This window comes from Haloarcula sp. Atlit-47R, from assembly GCF_003665985.1.
In the GTDB taxonomy this organism is placed as follows: Archaea; Halobacteriota; Halobacteria; order Halobacteriales; family Haloarculaceae; genus Haloarcula; species Haloarcula taiwanensis.
Genome location: NZ_QPLQ01000002.1, coordinates 62,364 through 80,102, shown reverse-complemented (window position 1 = coordinate 80,102; position 17,739 = coordinate 62,364). Strand labels below are relative to the sequence as shown.

The 17,739-nt window shown below is 57.1% G+C and carries 25 protein-coding genes and 1 tRNA gene; 12 read left to right on the top strand and 14 right to left on the bottom strand.

Translation table 11 applies throughout. From position 1 onward, the window contains the following. Positions 1 to 738 precede the first annotated feature (738 nt). A complete protein-coding gene (locus tag DVK00_RS08050) occupies positions 739 to 987 on the top strand; it encodes a hypothetical protein (protein WP_121577559.1) in 249 nt (82 codons plus the stop codon). A 125-nt stretch (positions 988 to 1,112) separates the two neighbouring features. Here the strand turns inward: DVK00_RS08050 and DVK00_RS08045 are convergent, their stop codons facing one another. From DVK00_RS08045 to DVK00_RS08025, 5 genes are all read right to left on the bottom strand, one after another. Then, positions 1,113 to 1,304 (bottom strand): hypothetical protein, encoded by a 192-nt coding sequence (locus tag DVK00_RS08045; protein WP_147435880.1) that lies wholly within the window; start codon positions 1,302 to 1,304, stop codon positions 1,113 to 1,115. 325 nt (positions 1,305 to 1,629) lie between these two features. After that, positions 1,630 to 1,833, bottom strand: coding sequence for a hypothetical protein (locus DVK00_RS08040; RefSeq protein WP_121536739.1), 204 nt, complete (start codon positions 1,831 to 1,833; stop codon positions 1,630 to 1,632). 91 nt (positions 1,834 to 1,924) lie between these two features. Then, positions 1,925 to 2,551: a hypothetical protein gene (locus tag DVK00_RS08035; RefSeq protein ID WP_121577557.1), complete on the bottom strand. Its 627-nt coding sequence runs from the start codon at positions 2,549 to 2,551 to the stop codon at positions 1,925 to 1,927. Then, on the bottom strand, positions 2,544 to 3,218 hold the full coding sequence (locus DVK00_RS08030; RefSeq protein ID WP_121536741.1) for a recombinase family protein: 675 nt from the start codon (positions 3,216 to 3,218) through the stop codon (positions 2,544 to 2,546). The genes DVK00_RS08035 and DVK00_RS08030 overlap by 8 nt, the downstream gene beginning before the upstream one ends. A 171-nt stretch (positions 3,219 to 3,389) precedes the next feature. After that, positions 3,390 to 3,671 (bottom strand): hypothetical protein, encoded by a 282-nt coding sequence (locus tag DVK00_RS08025; RefSeq protein WP_121536743.1) that lies wholly within the window; start codon positions 3,669 to 3,671, stop codon positions 3,390 to 3,392. Between the two features lie 99 nt (positions 3,672 to 3,770). Between DVK00_RS08025 and DVK00_RS08020 the strand changes: the two genes are divergently transcribed. From DVK00_RS08020 to DVK00_RS08000, 6 genes are all read left to right on the top strand, one after another. Beyond that, positions 3,771 to 4,118 (top strand): hypothetical protein, encoded by a 348-nt coding sequence (locus DVK00_RS08020; RefSeq protein ID WP_121536745.1) that lies wholly within the window; start codon positions 3,771 to 3,773, stop codon positions 4,116 to 4,118. Positions 4,119 to 4,178: 60 nt separating this feature from the next. Then, positions 4,179 to 4,826, top strand: a complete 648-nt coding sequence (locus tag DVK00_RS08015) for a hypothetical protein (protein WP_121536747.1) — start codon at positions 4,179 to 4,181, stop codon at positions 4,824 to 4,826. Positions 4,827 to 4,995: 169 nt separating this feature from the next. Further along, positions 4,996 to 5,160, top strand: a complete 165-nt coding sequence (locus tag DVK00_RS21340) for a hypothetical protein (RefSeq protein ID WP_158598764.1) — start codon at positions 4,996 to 4,998, stop codon at positions 5,158 to 5,160. 2 nt (positions 5,161 to 5,162) lie between these two features. Continuing rightward, positions 5,163 to 5,525: a hypothetical protein gene (locus tag DVK00_RS08010; RefSeq protein ID WP_121536749.1), complete on the top strand. Its 363-nt coding sequence runs from the start codon at positions 5,163 to 5,165 to the stop codon at positions 5,523 to 5,525. Between the two features lie 217 nt (positions 5,526 to 5,742). After that, positions 5,743 to 6,117, top strand: a complete 375-nt coding sequence (locus tag DVK00_RS08005; RefSeq protein ID WP_121536751.1) for a hypothetical protein — start codon at positions 5,743 to 5,745, stop codon at positions 6,115 to 6,117. A 265-nt stretch (positions 6,118 to 6,382) separates the two neighbouring features. Next, positions 6,383 to 7,282 carry a Dam family site-specific DNA-(adenine-N6)-methyltransferase gene (locus tag DVK00_RS08000; protein WP_121536753.1) on the top strand — a complete coding sequence of 300 codons (900 nt, stop codon included), beginning with the start codon at positions 6,383 to 6,385 and terminating at the stop codon, positions 7,280 to 7,282. Here the strand turns inward: DVK00_RS08000 and DVK00_RS07995 are convergent. After that, positions 7,276 to 7,521, bottom strand: a complete 246-nt coding sequence (locus DVK00_RS07995) for a hypothetical protein (protein WP_121536755.1) — start codon at positions 7,519 to 7,521, stop codon at positions 7,276 to 7,278. The two genes, DVK00_RS08000 and DVK00_RS07995, sit on opposite strands and share 7 nt — an antisense overlap. A 6-nt stretch (positions 7,522 to 7,527) precedes the next feature. Next, entirely contained in the window at positions 7,528 to 8,400 is an 873-nt protein-coding gene (locus tag DVK00_RS07990; RefSeq protein WP_233560775.1) for a type II restriction endonuclease, read from the bottom strand. 90 nt (positions 8,401 to 8,490) lie between these two features. On the opposite strand from DVK00_RS07990, the gene DVK00_RS07985 reads away from it, so the two are divergent. Next, positions 8,491 to 8,718: a hypothetical protein gene (locus DVK00_RS07985; RefSeq protein WP_121536759.1), complete on the top strand. Its 228-nt coding sequence runs from the start codon at positions 8,491 to 8,493 to the stop codon at positions 8,716 to 8,718. A gap of 64 nt (positions 8,719 to 8,782) precedes the next feature. Here the strand turns inward: DVK00_RS07985 and DVK00_RS07980 are convergent, their stop codons facing one another. The 5 genes from DVK00_RS07980 to DVK00_RS07960 form a co-directional block, all read right to left on the bottom strand. Further along, on the bottom strand, positions 8,783 to 9,925 hold the full coding sequence (locus DVK00_RS07980; protein WP_121536761.1) for a hypothetical protein: 1,143 nt from the start codon (positions 9,923 to 9,925) through the stop codon (positions 8,783 to 8,785). After that, positions 9,918 to 11,816, bottom strand: a complete 1,899-nt coding sequence (locus DVK00_RS07975) for a hypothetical protein (RefSeq protein ID WP_147435161.1) — start codon at positions 11,814 to 11,816, stop codon at positions 9,918 to 9,920. The genes DVK00_RS07980 and DVK00_RS07975 overlap by 8 nt, the downstream gene beginning before the upstream one ends. Before the next feature lie 222 nt (positions 11,817 to 12,038). Continuing rightward, positions 12,039 to 13,547 (bottom strand): hypothetical protein, encoded by a 1,509-nt coding sequence (locus DVK00_RS07970; protein WP_147435879.1) that lies wholly within the window; start codon positions 13,545 to 13,547, stop codon positions 12,039 to 12,041. Positions 13,548 to 13,563: 16 nt separating this feature from the next. Further along, positions 13,564 to 13,983 carry a hypothetical protein gene (locus tag DVK00_RS07965; RefSeq protein ID WP_147435878.1) on the bottom strand — a complete coding sequence of 140 codons (420 nt, stop codon included), beginning with the start codon at positions 13,981 to 13,983 and terminating at the stop codon, positions 13,564 to 13,566. Between the two features lie 168 nt (positions 13,984 to 14,151). Continuing rightward, a complete protein-coding gene (locus tag DVK00_RS07960) occupies positions 14,152 to 14,640 on the bottom strand; it encodes a hypothetical protein (protein ID WP_121577554.1) in 489 nt (162 codons plus the stop codon). 140 nt (positions 14,641 to 14,780) lie between these two features. Between DVK00_RS07960 and DVK00_RS07955 the strand changes: the two genes are divergently transcribed. After that, positions 14,781 to 15,137, top strand: coding sequence for a hypothetical protein (locus DVK00_RS07955; RefSeq protein WP_121577553.1), 357 nt, complete (start codon positions 14,781 to 14,783; stop codon positions 15,135 to 15,137). A gap of 200 nt (positions 15,138 to 15,337) precedes the next feature. Here the strand turns inward: DVK00_RS07955 and DVK00_RS07950 are convergent. Together DVK00_RS07950 and DVK00_RS07945 are read right to left on the bottom strand one after the other, a co-directional pair. Beyond that, a tRNA-Arg gene (locus DVK00_RS07950) sits at positions 15,338 to 15,411 on the bottom strand. Positions 15,412 to 15,488: 77 nt separating this feature from the next. After that, complete coding sequence (locus tag DVK00_RS07945) at positions 15,489 to 15,728, bottom strand: twin-arginine translocase TatA/TatE family subunit (protein ID WP_053968390.1); 240 nt, start codon at positions 15,726 to 15,728, stop codon at positions 15,489 to 15,491. 377 nt (positions 15,729 to 16,105) lie between these two features. Between DVK00_RS07945 and DVK00_RS07940 the strand changes: the two genes are divergently transcribed. Genes DVK00_RS07940 through DVK00_RS07930 form a run of 3 tightly spaced genes read left to right on the top strand, consistent with a single transcriptional unit; the run spans position 16,106 to position 17,733 of the window. After that, positions 16,106 to 16,351, top strand: coding sequence for a hypothetical protein (locus tag DVK00_RS07940; RefSeq protein WP_101349745.1), 246 nt, complete (start codon positions 16,106 to 16,108; stop codon positions 16,349 to 16,351). 60 nt (positions 16,352 to 16,411) lie between these two features. After that, a complete protein-coding gene (locus DVK00_RS07935) occupies positions 16,412 to 16,879 on the top strand; it encodes a peroxiredoxin (RefSeq protein ID WP_101349746.1) in 468 nt (155 codons plus the stop codon). Positions 16,880 to 16,920: 41 nt separating this feature from the next. After that, on the top strand, positions 16,921 to 17,733 hold the full coding sequence (locus DVK00_RS07930) for an HD domain-containing protein (RefSeq protein ID WP_101349747.1): 813 nt from the start codon (positions 16,921 to 16,923) through the stop codon (positions 17,731 to 17,733). Positions 17,734 to 17,739: the final 6 nt, after the last annotated feature.

Below are 17,739 nucleotides of genomic sequence, written 5' to 3'. Positions count from 1 at the left end.
CGTTATTCAGCCGATAGACAGCTTGAGGCCGGTGTTAACTGGGTTTTCGCGCTTTGGACGCTAAAGGTAGTCGCCCGTCTCTTCTCGTTGACGAACTCGATGGGTGGGGGTGGTCGTTGGAGTCGGGGACGCTTGGGCAGGTTGACGTGTTGCCGTCCGGTGCCGTTCCCGGAACACGTCCGGTTGATTACACACATACGTTACTTGAAGTAACGCAATAAACATAAACACTTATATACATATAACTCTAAGATACCGTAAGCCACTCTTTTGGTGCAAGGATGGGTCGGTTCACCGACCCGACGCCGCACCCCTCCCCCCACCCCTTCGGATTCTTCAGCGAGAAGAGGTGGCGACCTTTCTTCCGACGGCCAACGTCAATTCTCCCGTTGACAACCGACACAGCGACTCTAACGGCTGTTTCGGGGGTGTCCAGAAGGGTGGATAGGGATGGACACCCCTACGACCGGTCACGACGCTGTTGCATGGTTTCGGGGGTGGACACTCGACGGTAACACGACTGGTTGGCTGACGTGAGTTGTGAGCGACAACTGGTTGAGCGTGACGCCTGACACCCGACTGGGAACAAAACGTCTGTGCGACCGCGAGAATCGGGTTGCTATCGACCGTGGCCTGTACGTGCCCACACACGGGCGGGCGTTCAGGTTCGACTACGTGTTGCGCCTGTTCCGTGTTCGGTACTCGACAATTTTGGACGTGGCTCACGAAGCGTGCTGTATGGGCGACGACGAACACGACCTGCCAACGCCGGGAGAGATCGTTGACGTGACTGGCGGTGACCCGGCTAAGATTCGTGACGGGATGCGGGCGTTCGGGTGGGTGAATGGTGAATGTCCGTCTGCGTCGGAAAATATCGACGTGACTCCGGGGGTTGGTCGGGATATTCGAGCGCCGCCACGCGATTACACCGGACAGGACTGGCACTTCGAACAGGAATTCGGGGATGAAGCTGGTGAAGGGGAGTAGGAGTGGAAACTCGGGGCGGAGGCCCGCGAGTAGGATCGAACAGGTTCCGTTCGGTTGGCCGGGGATTTTTCCCCGTATTCTATCTACCTGCCTGACAAGTATAAACGACTCGTGGGACTACGCGGTCAAAGCGTGTCGCGGGTAGTCAGGGTCAAGAAGCCGCAATGTGGGCAGTCCCAACCGGAGATGTATCCGGTGGTTTCGTGCCGCATCAACAGGCCGTGGCAGTCGGGGCAGCGTTCGTCGCTGATGGTCCCGCCGCCGATGATGCCGGGGTTCAGACCGGGCGGGATCGGTTCATCTAGTCGTCGGGTCATGACCATAACACCCGATAAATGATGTGCTCGGGCAATTCGCGGCGTCGTGTGCCGCAGTTGCCGCACGAGTACGTCGGCCATCGGGGGGTGGGTTCCCATGTCATGCGGTACATCATGTCCCGGTTGCATGTCGGGCACATGACCGGCTCAGACATCGCCCCCACCTGACACGAGGTCATGAACTTCGGGGCCGTACTGAGATCGGTCCGTCCAATACTCGCGGCAGGACGGACATCTGAGGACTTGCGCTTGACCCCACTCATCGGGGTAGTCTCGTGATCGGATGTATAGCGTGACGTGCGGGTGGCCGCACTCGGGACACGCTTCACTCATCGTTCTCACCCGTGAGTGCGTCGCGTTGTGCTTCGATGTAGTCCTCGAATGGGTGGACGGCGATCTCGTACCCGCATTGGCAGTTAAACGGTGTCTCAGTCGTCATAGCCGCCATGAGCGGTACGTCCCCGCACTCGGGGCACGGGTGGATGTCGTCGGTTACGTCTTGTATGTCTATTTCTTCTGGTACTTCCATGTCAAAAACTAGAAGTTACGAGGGTATAAGGGCTGCCCGCAAGTGCTGGATTCAGAGGGTAGCGCCGCCCATCTCGTCGAAGTAGAACTCTTCACCACGCCTCGATTTTCTCGTGTTGCAAAGGGTCACCGACTAACTCCAGACTGTATAGGGTGATCTCGTTGGTGTCTTCGGGATTCTGGCTATACGGTACAAGATACAGCGTTGTGTCCTGATGTGAAGGGGCATACTTCCCGAAGGTACTGTATCGACTATCGATACCGAACGCCTCAATCAGTTTTCGTCCCTGTGTGAGACCGGCTTCTGTGTACGTGTGACAGTCTTCGCACCCGACATCGGCATAACCAAACCAGACCTTCGGTTCAATTGAACCGCAGAGTGTAGGGGTTTTCTCGGGTGTCCCTGATGGGTTCCACCACCGGTTGATTGTGTGCCCGGACTGTTCAAGGAAGTCTGCGGTTTGGAGCTTCAACCGGGTATGGCGGGGATTTTCGTGACCGGAGTATCCCGGTGCGCTTGGTGCGTACTTCCGATGGTCGGTGACCTCACCTTCGCTGATGGCACGGGTGTGGTGTTGATGAGTTCCTAATTGAATGATACCGCAGTCGAGAAGTTCTTGAACAAGACCGAGTTCGACACGGTGATCGCTCCAACCACCACTCCCGTCGAATGCGCTGCAAAGGCGGTCTCGCGGTTCTGTATCTATCTCTTTACGCATTATCACCACCGTGGCGCAGACCGTATAGTGCAGGCGAGTCGAGTGCGCGGTAAATGCTTTTGCGGCTGGTGTTCAGTTCATCGGCAGCGGCTCGTTTTGAGAGTGACCCGTCCTGAACGAGAGAGAGCACCGTCGCAACCCGGTCGAATTGATCAGTTGGGACAAGCTCTCCGCTATCCTTATTGAACCCAAGGGGAGCAGGTCCGTGATGGTAGTCAGGGTTCTGACGGCGGACTGCAATTCCTTCCTTGGTTCGCTGTTGAGCCAACTCGGCTTCTAACTGAGCGAACACACCCATGAGACGCAGCATGGCATCTTGGAAGGGGTCCCGTTCACCCGGAACAAGCTCAAACCGCTCCTTCACGATGTGGAGTTCGGTGTCATTCTCACGGACCACGCGCTCAACGGTGGCGTCGAGGTCTCTGATGGAGCGAGAGATGCGTGAGACGGCGTGTGTGACTACTGCGTCCACTTCACCGGATTCGACGAGTTCCATCGTCTCGCGGTAGCCTGAGCGGTCTGTGTTGGTCCCCGTGGACTTGTCGCGTTTGACTTCGATGTCAGCGAGTTGAGCGCCGAGTTGGTCTTGTGCGTAGTTGGTTGTCGATTCGATTTGTCGTTGGGGGTTTTGGTCCTCGGTGCTGACGCGGCAATAGCAGATTATCATGGTTTGAGGGGCGGGTGACTGCACAGGTCGGGGTTGATATAAATGACCCCGTGACTCGCACAGACTGTGCGAGAACGGATGTTCCAGCACACCCTTGTCAGAATATTGATGTCTGGTGAACAAAAGGGCTGCCCGAGACTGTGGCCAGCAGCTAAAACAGATAGAGTGGACTCAGTCGAGGTCGTACGCTTCGAATCGGTTCTCCAGCGTCGCAAGCCGTTGTTCAAGATCGTCCTGTAACACGTCTTGTGTTTCGCCGTGGAGGTCGGGGGCGACTGCCTCTAACGCTTCCATTTCTTCTTTGAGTCGGGCGATTCTGTCGCGGATTTTTGACCTGACGACGTAACGGTGATTGTCGCTGCCTCGACCCTGCAGGACCTCTATCTCCCGGTCGGTCGCAAGGACTCTGTTTACTCGTTTGTTCTCTTCTTTTTCATCCTGTTTTTCGGACATACTCTATCTTGGACGCGCACGTATAAATGACTTAACCAGATTGTTTAGAACCTTAGTAACTGAGTTAAGTTTATATGGATACATCGTTTAACTCTATACATGACAGAATCAAAATCTGAGGGAGGTGTAGAACAAATTGAACCGACAACAGTCGTGCAGTACGACGACGCCACAACCGGCGACATCGTGCTGATCCAGCAACCCGTGTTTGGCCACGGACTCGTCTGGGACGACTCAAACGGCGAATTAGTGGCCGTAGACGACTCATACACTGTGCTGGACCGCATCCCAGTAGACGTAGACGAATGCGTTGACATGCCCGACTACACGACGGATGTTACTGCGCTATGGATGCCAGACATCCACGTCACGAGCGTTCGCAACGGGTCTGTGACCATCATGGACGACAGCGGTCGTGTGGGTCGTATCGTGCCAGCAGGCGACTAAGTCGGTCTCACGTCCTCTATCAAATCTATCTAGCTCGGGCCGCGAGGCCCACAGAAAAATATGACAGAAGAAGAAAATCTGCAAAGAATCGAGAACGTGGTCGCAGGCGAAATCCGCCCCGGCCATCTGCGATGCACAGTTTGCGGCGGCGACGTGACGCGGGACACCGCGTACGCACACCGGATCGAACAGAGGGTGAACGTCCACTACCGATGTCAGGGCGACTGCTCCGTGTCGGGTCACATCCAGCGTATCACTCGCTCTGAGGGTGGCGTCGAACACGAGTTCAACAATCTCCAGCAACTCGGCGACAGTCACCTCACGTACGCACAGAAGCACGAACGAGCGGCGTTCCAGACCGGTAACGAACTTCGGGGGGACGGCGGCGTGGCCACCGAGCAACCCGTCGAAGACTCGGAACCAGAGCAGTACAACGAGTACGTGAGCGACCGCACAGAGGACCTTCGACCCGGCGACAGGGTGGTCATCAGCACGTACCGTGACGACCACTTGAACGTGGTCCCAGCCGACGTAATCGCGGCAAGTCACCGTTGTATCAAACTCGACGTTCCGGCTGACGCACCACTCGACAAGTGGGTGTTTCGAGAGGAGGATTCTGAGTACCTGTTGGCCATCGTCGGCCCTGACGTTCAGGCCGTCGACGTGTACCGGCCAACAACGACCACGGAGGTGGGTGGTCGTGAATGAGTTGCGCGTACTGCGGCGGTGTCCTTGAACAGACGGCGTTCAAGGCCGTATCTGACCGGGAGTGCATCGATACATTCGAATGCATCTCTTGTGGCCGACTGGGAACGCTACACGTCCGGCCCGGAGACCTCCCAGACCGCGAAACCGGGGTCTGCGCAGGTGATGGCCGATGACCTGTCCAGACTGTCCTGAGTCGACCGGAACCTACGCGGTTGAAGAGACCTACCACGGCATCGACACGACCACTATCAACGTGACTGTCTACTGCCGGGGTTGCGACGCTGAACTGCACACTGAGACCGAGACACGACGCGCAAAACACCGACTATACTAACAATGCACTACGAACCAAAATTCGAGACCGAAGTAACAGACGAAGAGCACGACAAAGTAACCGAAACCATCCAATCCCTTGACCTCCCCGACGAGATTCGCGGAGTCCAGCACACCACGGCGATGCTGGACTTGATTGACTTCCTTCGGGATTTCGACGCTGATACCCTACCAGACACAGACCGGTGCCCGGAGTGCGGGTCACCAGTCGTGATTGGATTGACTGGCACAGACCGGATTGATACGGACATCATGACCCTCACATGGAGGATTGGGTGTACGGATTGTATGACCGAGATCGATGATATCGAGACATGTATCTGGCAGCCTCGTGGTGGGCCAGTGTTTGACCCGGGATACCTCTAATCGGGACACCGGGGTTCCAGTTTTTTCTTTTTAGCTTACTGAGGAGTCTTCTTCTGCTGATTCTTTCTGCTGTATTCTCTGCTGTTATGATGTAACCGCTATACGGGGCTGAATCTATAGTATAGACGTGACAGTTCGTCCCGGTAACTGCACGGTTGTGTGTTCCGGGGTTTGTTCCGGAGCAGGTGCTTTAAGACTCGGTTCTTACTCGTGATTGATGACTGATACAAGAGAATGGAACGGGGTTGAACTCCGTCCGCATGAGTGTGAACTTCTGACTGTATTGATAGAAGAGAACCCGCAATTTCACAACGCTTCCCGTGGCATGACGAGCACGGAAGTAATGGAATACTTGACGGTGATTCAGCATCGAAGCCAACTATCCAGAAGCCGGAAACGACTGAAGGAAGCCGGATTAATCGAAGTCGGCCAACAGCAGAATGATGGCCCACTCCAACCAGTCAAGATTATGGCGGCCACCGACGACGCAGAAGAGCATCTGGACTATCTCCGCTGGGAGTCGGAGGACACATTAGAGGATCGGGTTGAACGCTTGGAACGCATCGTAGAGTCAGAACTTCTGAACGAGTAGACCACAATCGGGGGAATGACCCCCGGAAAGAGACCGCAACCAACGACCAAAACATGATGGACGGCTTCTATTGGGGCCGCTTGCTTGGTGGCGGCTTCCAGCTATACACTCGGGTCAGCTCCAGTACCGTTCGAGTGCGGTCGGGGCATGATGCACTCTTAGGTAGGGATGTTTCCCGTAAGTGGATATGTCCGGGGCTGCTCAGGCTGCTCTCAAACACCGAGTGTGAAGGACTATAACCCATTAGGAGCGATTCAATCATAACATGGTCAACCCGGTCCTCAAGTGGGCAGGAGGCAAGCGTCAATTACTCGATGAACTCTACTCACGCTTCCCGACCGAGTATCAACACTACCACGAACCCTTCTTTGGTGGCGGGGCGGTGTTCTTCGACCTTGAACCGGTAGACGGCACTATCAACGACACAAACCCCCGACTAGTCAATTTTTACGAGCAGGTTCGAGACCACCCGGAAGACCTAATCGACTTACTGCGGGCGTTTGAGGACCCGGAATCCGACCCCGACTCCGGAAAGGACCACGCCGACGAGAAGAATTACTACTACCAACACCGGGAGTTGTTCAACCGTCGCCCGAGAGACCGTGAGCACGGTGAACTGGAAGAAGCGGCGCTCCTCCTCTATCTTAACCGGACGTGCTTCAACGGCCTCTACCGGGAGAACAGTAGCGGCGAGTTCAACGTTCCCATCGGACGGTACGCGGACCCGGATTGGGTCAGGAGTGAGCAGATACGGGCGGCCAGCACGGTCCTCAATGACACTGAAATACACAACGACGATTTTGAGTACGTTCTGAACGCCGCAGAGGAACGCGACCTCGTGTATTTTGACCCGCCGTACCAGCCGATGAGTCCGACCGCTAACTTTGCTGAGTATTCCGCAGATGGGTTCGGAAAAGAGGACCAAGAACGACTACTGGACACGGCTAAAGAATTGGATGAGATGGGTGTCTACGTCGTTCTGAGCAACAGCGGTGTCATGTACGATTTCTACGACGGGGAGGGGTTCGACGTGGCTGTTGAGGGCGCGACACGCTCGATTAACAGCGATGCAGACAACAGGGACGAAGTGGACGAAATCATCGTCACGAACGTCCCAGAAGAGAAGCGAGATTCCTCGGGCCAGATGAAGCTCGGCAACTACTGACTGTTAGCTGTTTTCCGGAACTCAATAATTTCACCGTCCGGTTCGTACTCCATCACGCCTGCTTCCGGGATCGAGTCACCCTTCTCTATCCCGCTGAAGTTCTCCCGCACCCATTCCTGAAGTGGCGCGTCGAACGGTTTAGGTAAGTCTGCACGGTGCTCGCTGGCCACCCCGAACACTTCAGGTTCATCACTATGACCAACGTCGCAGTACACCTCGATATTGACCGTGCGACTCATCGTACCCTATACCTCGCCCGTGTGAAAGAATCTCAGCACATCATCCATCCACTCGTCGTCCATCATGTGGAGATTGTAGATGTCGGTCAGATCGTCGTAGCTCTGTCGCAAAACGTTCGACAGCGGCCCGTCCCATGCTTGTCCATCCGTCACCCATGTAAAGGCGACACCATCGTTGTACATCCTCCCACCTACGTGGTTGTAGGACCGACGGATTTCAGACGGTTTCGACCCCCTGCTCTTGTATGCGTTCGCTTCCACAGTCAGGCGAAGCTCGCCGTCCTCGAACAGTGCATAGTCTACCTTCTTTTCCTGTCCGGTGTCGTCTTTGTACGCGGTCACGTACTCCTTCTTATACGAGACATCGAACCCGTCGTCCTCAAGTTCACCGACTACAGTATTCAGACGTTCTTCGACTAGTGCCTCAAATCCGGTTCCTTGTCGGTTCTTGCGTTTGTTCGGTTCCAATCCTACCAGTAGCCCACGATAGTGTGATTCGATCCTGTCAGTGTCGTCAACGATCTGCTGAAGGTCGATGTCGCAGAGTAGTTCGGCGAGTTCTGCCGCAGCGTCACGGTTCCCGGAGTCAATATCCTTCTTGTACGAGTGGAACTTCCACGTCCCTTCTGCCGAAGAGTACCGTATCCCGGTCTCACCAACGAGTTCAAACAGGAAGTCAATCCACTCACGGGTCTCGTTCGTATCCATGAGTGTGCCCGTAATCTCGGTCTCGAATTCAGCACGTGACAACCCGCTCCATGATTGAACCGACCGAATGCGGTTCCGGTTAGCGTCCAGTTTGTCTTCGATACGCTCGTAGTCAATGAACATCTCGTTGGGTATCGCAGAAGGGATGACAGTAGACTGGAACTCCTCCACGAAGTCGTCCGTTGGTGGACGACGTTGACGGATAGGCATGTGTCACTCTTCGACGAAATACGTATAATTGCACTGGTTCCATCGTGAACTATGACCAGTTTCGACACCGGCGACTGCATTAGGATCGACATCCCAGACGAAACGGACCCGGATCACCACCTACACGGCCAACACGGTGTCATCCAGTCGGTCTTTGAGGATGATGCAGGGCAAGCGACGGGCCGTGACGTGGACTCGACACTCTACACGGTTGAGCTTGACAATGGTGAGGAAGTCGATGTCAGAGGCCGTGATGTTCGGCCACCTATAGAGGACTAGTACCCACACCCCCACACCCCCCTTCCAATCGCGGCTGAGCGCCCGCACGTGCGTACGCGACCCCCTACTCACCGCCGTCAGGATCGTGCTGGTCACGATGATACTGACAATACCCATTCGGGCCGAGCCGTGACGGGTCCGTGATACCGCACCTGTTCCCGTTCTCCTTCTCACCCTGACATCGGTCGTGGATTGGTGAAGAATCGTTCTCAGAGCCGTCTGCGTCCTCTTGGAACGCCTCCCAGCCGTCAATGAGTTGGCCGCGTTGAATCTGCTTCGCGGGGTCGTCAAGGTCCCAGACAAAGTTAGCGAAGTAGTCGGTGTCAGCCCGCCATCGACGCGGCGACTGCGGGATGTCCTTCAACACGAACCACTTGTTGTCGTCCTCGTACTGCTCCCACGCGCTGTTTCGTTCGTCTGACCGGTACACGATGGCCCGCTTCTTTTTCGACCCTTTCCCCGCTTTCTTCACTACCAACTGCACGTTCTCACGCACAATCGGGTGAACGTCGGCGTGACCACGGTGGCCAATCCAGATCGTCCGAGTGCTTCCGTCCGGGTTCTTCCTGAAGGCGTTGATTGTCTTCTGCAGGGCCTGTTCTACGTCGATGGCCCCGCTTCCGGCGTAGCCGGTCCCCTTCGTCGAGAACTCGTCTACAACAGCCACGCGGTCACCGGGCTGTTTGGCGAATTCAAGCAGGCTGGAGAGTGTTTCGCCGAACTCGCTGTCGGAGTGGTTCACTGGGACGTTCTGCCAGACATCAAGGCCATTCCCGTACAATTCGCTGATAACGCGCTCCACGAAATCGGTCTTCCCACTCCCCTTCGCCCCGATGACCAGCATCGAGTGCGCAGGCTGCATCATCTCGCTCATGAGCGCATCCATACCGTACGTCTCGACGCTGCTGGACGGAGCGCCCTTCCGGTACGAAATCCGGCTCAGGTTGCCCTCCTCCACGTCACGAGCCATGGCCATCCCGGAGCCGTGACTCTTGATGAGACGGTAGAGTGGTGTTTCTTCGAAGTCACGGTAGTCGTCCGCAATCCCTTCATCGTAAGCAGTGATGATTTTCGCAACGGCTGACCGGGCAACTGGATCGTCTATCTCTCCGAGAATTGGGTGCGGGGCCGCCTCGTTGTTCTCACGGTCGCGCTCCAGCTTTTCGCGTAGGAACGCTTCATTTAGCCCGTCGCTATTGTCACTCATCGGAATCACCCGCGTTGTCTGCGGATTCTTCGGCGTCACCCCCACGGTTGCCTCGCGTAAGTTCGCCCGCGTAATCGTCAAGGTCGCCGTCGAGATCGGTTTCACGAGCGAACTGGTCTTCCAGTTCGTCCTCCTTGGATTCGTAGGAGTCAATCATATCGTCGAGGATGGCTTCGACGGAATCACCGGACACCGCACGATTCAGTCCAATAGCGATGTTCTTGGCTTCGTCGAGTGCTGTCCGTGCTCTGACGAACGGGAAGGCAGACCGCAACTGCTTGCCGTTCTTCGCCTCCGTGAGCATATCCTTGATCACCATCGCGGCCTTCTTCCGGTCGGCCAGAATCTGGTCGATGCCGATGAGTTGGCCGTTGATGTACTCGACTTGCTCACGTTCGATTCCCTCGATGTCTTCGACAGTCTCGACCTGCCAGTCGAACGCCGCTTCGACACGTTGTTCACCACGGTTGATAGACTGAACGAGATACGCCGTGTCGCCTGTTTCCGTGTCCCGAGTGGGTGGGTAGCGGTCGTACTGGTAGTCCTCGGAGAACGTCCCCTTGCGTGCCCAATACCCGGCCACCTTCCTGCCGGTCTCGTCCAGCACTTGGATTTTTTCGAGTGAAGGGTTGTACGCCGCTCGAAGAATCGGCTTCAGCAGCGCCGGACCGAAGAAGATCATGGCGAACAGGATAGACCCAATCACGAGTTTCGCTTGGTCGCCAATATCGGGCAACGGCAACGCAATCAACCCAACCATGTCCACGAGGTACAGGATGGCCCCAAGTTTGACCGCGTTCACGACGACACTACGGATGTTTGCGTACCTTTGGAACAAGCCCCTCAGACCGTCGTCGTACTCCTCCGGTTCTTTCTGACTGTCGGTGAACCGGTTTAGCAGGCTCTCGCGCTCAACTTGACCGGCAATAAGAGCGGCTGCCGGTCGGAATCGCTGGAAAATCTGCTCCCGACCGAGGAACCATTGTAGCGCGAACAACGCCATCCCAGCCGACCCGCTGACGAGCACAATCCACAGGTACTCGGAACGCATATCGCTCAGGAACGGTGGCTCGATCTCTCGAAGGACGACACCAGTATCCCCCGAAGCGAGAGTGATGAGTTGGATGCCTTCGAACTCACCTGCCGGGAGTCGAATCGTGTGCGTACCCGGCTCCAGTTCAACGGATTGAGCCGTGTAACGGCCTGTTGACGCCATGCTGCCGAAGTCAACGTACTGGACGCTCTCCGTGGTCCCACCGCTGACACGGATGATGCCCGTCCACGCATTGTCGCTCTCGTCGAAACTCCACGCAACAACCTCCACGTCGGATGTGATGCGTGTACCTTCGCGGTCGAGATCGCTGGCCGTGATGTTACTCCCATCAATCAATCCGTAGGCGTTCTGAGAGTTCTGTGAGGCGTTCTGCAACTCGTTCTCTGCCTCTGTGATGAGTGATGGATGAAGGCCCTCACCGGGCTTCTCGCCGGTCTCATACCAGTCTATCCACGCTTCAACGTACCGTTGCTCCACGTCGCTAAACTGGTCTTGGTTGTCGAGATACCACGTCTCCATTGAGTCCACGTCAATCGTGCTATGGCGGCTGATTTGATCGTCCACAATCGACAGGATACGGGCCTTCGACCAGTTACTGGGATCGTTGGTAGTGTTCGAGTCGTCTGAATTGGCCGAGTCACCCCCTTCTGATGTAGGCGTTGAGGTTGGTGTCTCGGTCGTGTTTCCGTCCGGGGACTCCTGTTGCTGGTAGTAATGGTCCCCCGGGTCGGTCGTCACCGATGCCGCGACGACGCCAACACCAGCCGTCGATGTCAGGACACTCACCACGAGTAAGACAGCAACGAAAGCGCCGTAGGTAGTTGAAATACTATTCATCATGTTCACCGTAAATGTAGAAGCAGTACCCGCACGAGTCGCAGACCACCCGCCGAGTCCCTGTCGGGACGTACGGCAGGCAATGGTCGCAATCCGGGCATTCGGTTAGCTGCTGTGCTATTCGTTCTGGTCGCATACCGCAAGCCGCCGCCGGGAATCGAACCCGGCCAAACCCGTCCAAGGGGCGGTTCAGCGGCGTGACGTGCCGCTACACGTGATTGGTTAGTCGAGGAACCGGCGACTAGCAACGACACCGCCACCCCCACCGCCAAGCAGGAGCACCGCTGCCCCTGCAAGCGCGAGAATAATGACGATACTACCGTTGCCACCAAGGTCGAAGCCACCGAAGCCGGGGATAATGCCCGAACCCTGACGCTGCTCCTGCAACTGATCAATCCGCTCGTTCAGGCGGTCCATTTCAGCCTTCAGGTCGCTCGTATCGCTGGTGTTGACCTGAACGGACTCGTGTCCGACGGACTGCACTTCGGTTCCGTCGGTCTGCTGGAGCGTGCTGATGGTGAATTCACCGTCGATACGGTGGAGTTCACCCGTGTCGGTTACGAAGTACGTCAGTCCGCTAGAGCCGTTGTACGTCTCACCGGACTGCCACGTGGCGTTACCGGAACCGTCCGTGGTGTTCGGCGTCCACGACGTGTACAACTGCCCTTGAGCGGTCTGCGTGTTGTTGTTGGAATCAGTCCACTCGATGACAACGGTCGTGTCAGCACCGGGACCGTCCATGTTCACGCCGAGGACACGGTTATAGTAGTCCTGCGGGTCGCTCGTGGTCTCGTTGACCGGGACCGGATCGTAGGCGCTGATCAGGTCAGTCGCGTTGTACGAGTTGTTGGACAGCGCGACATCGAGGTCAGCGAGGTAGCCTGAACTCGCGCTTCCAAGCGTCGATTGCACGCTATCGCGCTGCGTGCTGATGCTGGTCATCACATTGACATATTGGCCATTGTCCAGCGCAGTTACGTACGACGACGTATCCGGATCGAGGACCTCCACTCGGACGCCTTCGTCCATTGTGGTCGTATCGGGGTCGATTTCAACGCCCTCATAGGTACTGTAAGTGACATTTGTCCCGTTTGCGAGGGTCATCGTCGCGTTCCCGAATGTGATGTCATTGTACGAACTGCTGGTATCGGAGCGGTAGTACCGCACATCACCTTCACGACCGAGGTTGTCTGTCTCGGTCTCCATCGCTTCGATGCCGCCACCGGAGACGATCTGTGTCTCGTACTTCTTGAGGAGTTGCTTCTGCTGCGCGGCGTAGAGTCCGTCTACACGGTTCTTAGCGGCTGTCGTAGCCTCGCTGTGTGTTGCCCCGTTGGCACGCTCTTGGAGGTACGTCAACCGAGCCTCCCGCAGCGCGTTCGCCCGACTGAGTTCGAGCGCGTTCTGCGAGTCTGTGATGTAGTTCTCCTGCTCCTGCTGCATTGAGTAGGCGTCTTGCGCGATCAAGCGCCGGAACTCTGAGTCGCTATACGCGGACGAGTTCCGCTCTTCAGACCCGAGTATGTAGCCACCGACAGCGGCGCCGCCGACGGCAGCACCCACGACACCGATAGCGACGGCGGTCGTGACCGCGATTGCGTCGGCTTCACCGACCGGGCTGTGCTGCTCAATCGGGTCGTTTTCGTACCCGACGAACGGCACGCCAACGGTGGTGACGACAAGAATCGCCATCACCACGCTGAGGGCTTTCAATAATGTGTTTCGATTCATATTTTATTCACCTTGGTTAGTTGTACTTCGCGACGATGCCGTACGCGGCGGTCGCATCAACGAGCGACACCGCTGTCTGCCAATCAGCGCCAGTTACGAACGCATTCACTTCACCCACGAACGGGGTCAGGACCATGAGTCCAACACCCGAGACAAGAATGAATTGCTCAACCGTGGGGAGGCGCTGGAGGTCGCTCAACGTGAAATTAGAGGTGCCGACGTTGTACGCGAAGACACCTGTACCAAGCACGGTTGCGAGGGTAATACTACCACCCGCGAGACTGAAGAGTACCTCACCCATGCTGATGTCAGCGAACAAGGAGAGGCTGATCGTTGCGGCCCCGAACTGAGCCAGCGCAGCCACCGTGAAAACGGTGGACAGCACCGCCTCGTCGAGGGAGACGTTTCGAAGGTCGATGATGTTATCTAGTACCATCATTTACAAGTAAATATTGCCGCCTTTTACGTCACTCGGGCTTGTGAGTTTTGGCGCGAAAACCGAAGCTGCTCGGGCTGCCTCCAGAACCGGCCGTTATACGGGACTACCGACTACAGAATATTGGGTCGTGCCACCCACCCTACGACCCCGACATCGTGAGACTGCTTACCTCACACGCCGTTTTCTTCGACACCCCTGAAGCCACGGAGTACGCTGCCACGGTAGGGCTAGCTCCCGCTCACCATCGCCCCGCTCCGTCCATCCGTACAGCGCCGAAGCTACCGTGTGAACCTCACCGACCGGCACGACCGCGTCGTCCACCACATCGTAGTCATCTCCATCAGGCCTGAGTACGACCAGCCCGTAGCGTCGCTCCCCGTACTCTTGTTCACCGTTGAGCCATAGGTTGGCGAAGTGCTGGGACTCGCGGAACCGAAACCGTCCATGTCTCGCGGTGCAACCCTTGATTTCCTCGGAGTCCAACCCATCAGTCAAGTCGTTCAACGGCGACCGGACCACTTCGGTAGGGTACTCTGCTTTGATGGCCATCCAACGTTCGGCCAGCGAATCGATCTTCTTCGCCGGTTCACAACTCGGCTTCAGTTCGATACGGTCTTCGTCGATGAGGTAGCGGTAGCGGTCTTCGACGTTCATGGGATAGACATCAACCAAACACCACTTATTTGTTACCTCCCTATTCCACTTCAGGAAGGCGTAAAGTGGCTTAGAGTCCCTAATAATACTTCTGCGTTAGTCCTTATTATCAAAGAGAGTCAACACACTACGCTTCGAAAATGAGTGGAATAGAACCGGAGCAGAACGAGTCGAATCGAGACAAAGACCAACCACGCTACACCCGCGACGAATACAACGAGTGGAAGCCGAACGCGGACATGCCCGAGTACGAGGTGGCCATCCAAGAAGCGATCCGTCGCATCGAACAGGAAGGCGCACTCGTGCGTGACGAACTAAGCATCGGTGTGCGCGTCCACCTCAAGCCGATAGACAACCCGGACATCACCGTCAGCCTCGTTGACGTAGCAACGGCGAAACTGGTCGGGAAAGCCGTCGACCGCGACGACGAAACAATCAGCGAGAAAGAAGTGGTGAAGCGGCTGGAGGCACTACTCGAACACGAACGGAATCAGTAGCGAAAGGACACCGAGTTCTCGGGCGCGATCTCGACAGTCACCTTCCCCAGATTTTTGTGGTTCAGTCGCGACGGTTCTGGGAGACCGCATGACAGCGCCGTGGCCAACCCGCGAAAAGTCGTGTTCACCCATACGTGGAGCGACACGATTTATAAGCATCCCCTCGCCCGCAAGCGGTTCTGGAGTATGCTGTGCTGAAGCGGGCGTGGCGGGATTCGAACCCGCGTTCTAGGGGTTAGGAACCCCTCGCCCTGGTCCACTAGGCCACACGCCCTACCGAGTGGTTGATTGACCGGCGAAAAATCCTTTCGTTATCACTAGCGCCCGCTGAAAACGGAGAAGTGGTCGAGATTACGTCTCGGTTTCCGTCGCCGTCTCGGTCGACTCGGTCGAGTCCACAGTGGACGCGTCGGTCCCTTCTGCAGCGCCGCCCTCACGCATCTCTTCGAGTTCCTGTTCGACTTCTTCTCGCCCCTTCTGGAACTCGCCCATGGCTTCGCCGGTCGACCGCGCCAGTTTTGGAATCTTGTTCGCCCCGAACAGCAGGACGGCGATGAGGAGGATGACCATCATCTCCGTCGTCCCGGGCATTCCCGGGAACAGTACTCCGGATGTCCCTAACATTGTGTCCGAAGGTTACGTGGTTGCTATTATAACCTTTTTGCTCAGGATGGCCTGCTGGGTGATTCACCGCTGTCGGGACTGTGTTGGGGCGCTGTATCGGCCTCTTGGCAACAAAACGAGAACACAACTGAGACAGACTTGAGCAGCCTGTGGCAGTGGCCTCGCCGGGGACTGCCGACGAGGCCCGACGTCAGGGGGTTGTGGATCGGACGGAGCGCCACGAGGCACCAGGTTTCCGACTGTTCCATCTCGATGGGCTGGGAACTCAACAGCGAGACCACACCGTGAGCAGCGGACTCCGCCGCCCGGGGATATAACTACTGTCGGGCGCTCAGAGATACCAGATGCCGGCTGATAGCCACACGATGGAAGTCAGGAGCGGACAGGAGGTAACGATTCGACCGATCAAACCCGTCGGGGAGGACGTCGTTCGGGTCGACATTGAGGCCGATGGGGTGTGGCGGCTCGATATCACGCGCGAGGGCGAGATTGCGGATGTCGTCACGACCCGGGACGCAGACGGGACACTCGCGGACCGCGAGCTCCCGGAGTGGATCGACGAGGTCACGGCGAAGTTCGCACAGTTCTGACAGCCGCTGTACTCGCCCGGGTCGGAAAGGGTTTTACCTGCCACGACCCAGGTCGCCACTATGGTATCAGTCGGCGACGCTGCGCCCGATTTCACGGCACCGATAGCAAATGGCGATATCGACGAGATAACACTGTCCGAGGCGGTCGCGGACGGCCCTGTCGTCCTCGCGTTCTTCCCGGGGGCGTTCACCAGCGTCTGCAGCCACGAAATGAACACGTTCCAGGACCGACTGGATGAACTCACCGATGCGGGAGCGACGCTGTACGGCGTCAGCATCGACACGCCGTTCTCACAGAACGCGTTCCGTGACGAACTGGGACTCGAATTCGACCTCGTGAGTGACTCCGGGCGGGAGATAGTCGACGCCTACGACATCTCGATGGACTTCGAGGCACTCGGCGTTCCGAACGTCGCCAAGCGAGCGGTCTTCGTTATCGACGAGAACCAGGAAGTCACGTACGCCTGGGTCAGCGACGACCCTGGTGTCGAACCGGACTACGACGAAGTTATCGACGCCGCCACCTGAGCGGTGGGGGATTTTTCGCGGTGGGCCGTCTGGGTAGTCGTATGAGCGTCGACAGAGACGATACCGGCGGCCGTATCTACGACCCCGAAGCGGACCATGCGTTCCCGGACGGACGACTGAACGCGGTTCTCGACACGATCACGACTGACGAGGAGATTCAAGCGTATCTCGAGGCCCAGAACATCAATCCCGTCGCGCGCAAGCGGTACAACGACCACGGCGCGAAACACATCGGCATTGTCCGAAATCGAGCGCTGTGCCTGTACGACCTCCTCAAGCAGGGGGGCGTCGAGTTCAACGGCGCGGCGGACCACGGCCTCGACGAGGCAGACGAGGCCGTCATCATCGCATTCGCAACGACGCTGCATGACATCGGACACGTCGTCCACCGCGACTCACATCCGTATTATTCGATTCCGCTTGCGGCCGACATCCTTGATGACATCCTCCCGGAGTTCTACGACATCCGTCAGGCGGTACAGATAAAAGGTGAGGTCCTCCATGCGATTCTCTGCCACCACACCGAAGAAAACCCGCTGACGCTGGAAGCCGGCGTTGTTCGGGTCGCTGACGCGCTGGACATGGAGCGTGGCCGGTCGCGGATTCCGTACAAGCGCGGCGGCCGCGGCATCGACACCGTCTCCAGCCAGGCCATCGAGACGGTGACGCTGACCACGGGCGATGACTACCCTGTCCTCGTTGAAATCGCGATGAACAACGCGGCCGGCGTCTATCAGGTCGATAATCTGCTGAAAGCCAAACTGAAAGACTCCGGTCTGGAGGAACACGTCCGCATCGTAGCGCTCAACACCCGAGAGGACGGCAACCAGATCGTCGAACGAATCGAGCTCTAACCCGGA

Bases quoted from the DNA above. Each gene is read 5' to 3' on its own strand.
- DVK00_RS08035 (WP_121577557.1), bottom strand. From the start codon at position 2,551: ATGCGTAAAGAGATAGATACAGAACCGCGAGACCGCCTTTGCAGCGCA.
- DVK00_RS07940 (WP_101349745.1), top strand. From the start codon at position 16,106: ATGCCGGCTGATAGCCACACGATGGAAGTCAGGAGCGGACAGGAGGTA.
- DVK00_RS07930 (WP_101349747.1), top strand. From the start codon at position 16,921: ATGAGCGTCGACAGAGACGATACCGGCGGCCGTATCTACGACCCCGAA.
- DVK00_RS07960 (WP_121577554.1), bottom strand. From the start codon at position 14,640: ATGAACGTCGAAGACCGCTACCGCTACCTCATCGACGAAGACCGTATC.
- DVK00_RS07975 (WP_147435161.1), bottom strand. From the start codon at position 11,816: ATGAATAGTATTTCAACTACCTACGGCGCTTTCGTTGCTGTCTTACTC.
- DVK00_RS08020 (WP_121536745.1), top strand. From the start codon at position 3,771: ATGACAGAATCAAAATCTGAGGGAGGTGTAGAACAAATTGAACCGACA.
- DVK00_RS07945 (WP_053968390.1), bottom strand. From the start codon at position 15,728: ATGCCCGGGACGACGGAGATGATGGTCATCCTCCTCATCGCCGTCCTG.
- DVK00_RS07965 (WP_147435878.1), bottom strand. From the start codon at position 13,983: ATGGTACTAGATAACATCATCGACCTTCGAAACGTCTCCCTCGACGAG.
- DVK00_RS08005 (WP_121536751.1), top strand. From the start codon at position 5,743: ATGACTGATACAAGAGAATGGAACGGGGTTGAACTCCGTCCGCATGAG.
- DVK00_RS08040 (WP_121536739.1), bottom strand. From the start codon at position 1,833: ATGGAAGTACCAGAAGAAATAGACATACAAGACGTAACCGACGACATC.
- DVK00_RS08025 (WP_121536743.1), bottom strand. From the start codon at position 3,671: ATGTCCGAAAAACAGGATGAAAAAGAAGAGAACAAACGAGTAAACAGA.
- DVK00_RS08000 (WP_121536753.1), top strand. From the start codon at position 6,383: ATGGTCAACCCGGTCCTCAAGTGGGCAGGAGGCAAGCGTCAATTACTC.
- DVK00_RS08045 (WP_147435880.1), bottom strand. From the start codon at position 1,304: ATGACCCGACGACTAGATGAACCGATCCCGCCCGGTCTGAACCCCGGC.
- DVK00_RS08030 (WP_121536741.1), bottom strand. From the start codon at position 3,218: ATGATAATCTGCTATTGCCGCGTCAGCACCGAGGACCAAAACCCCCAA.
- DVK00_RS08010 (WP_121536749.1), top strand. From the start codon at position 5,163: ATGCACTACGAACCAAAATTCGAGACCGAAGTAACAGACGAAGAGCAC.
- DVK00_RS07955 (WP_121577553.1), top strand. From the start codon at position 14,781: ATGAGTGGAATAGAACCGGAGCAGAACGAGTCGAATCGAGACAAAGAC.
- DVK00_RS08050 (WP_121577559.1), top strand. From the start codon at position 739: ATGGGCGACGACGAACACGACCTGCCAACGCCGGGAGAGATCGTTGAC.
- DVK00_RS07935 (WP_101349746.1), top strand. From the start codon at position 16,412: ATGGTATCAGTCGGCGACGCTGCGCCCGATTTCACGGCACCGATAGCA.
- DVK00_RS07985 (WP_121536759.1), top strand. From the start codon at position 8,491: ATGACCAGTTTCGACACCGGCGACTGCATTAGGATCGACATCCCAGAC.
- DVK00_RS07995 (WP_121536755.1), bottom strand. From the start codon at position 7,521: ATGAGTCGCACGGTCAATATCGAGGTGTACTGCGACGTTGGTCATAGT.
- DVK00_RS08015 (WP_121536747.1), top strand. From the start codon at position 4,179: ATGACAGAAGAAGAAAATCTGCAAAGAATCGAGAACGTGGTCGCAGGC.
- DVK00_RS07980 (WP_121536761.1), bottom strand. From the start codon at position 9,925: ATGAGTGACAATAGCGACGGGCTAAATGAAGCGTTCCTACGCGAAAAG.
- DVK00_RS07970 (WP_147435879.1), bottom strand. From the start codon at position 13,547: ATGAATCGAAACACATTATTGAAAGCCCTCAGCGTGGTGATGGCGATT.
- DVK00_RS21340 (WP_158598764.1), top strand. From the start codon at position 4,996: ATGACCTGTCCAGACTGTCCTGAGTCGACCGGAACCTACGCGGTTGAA.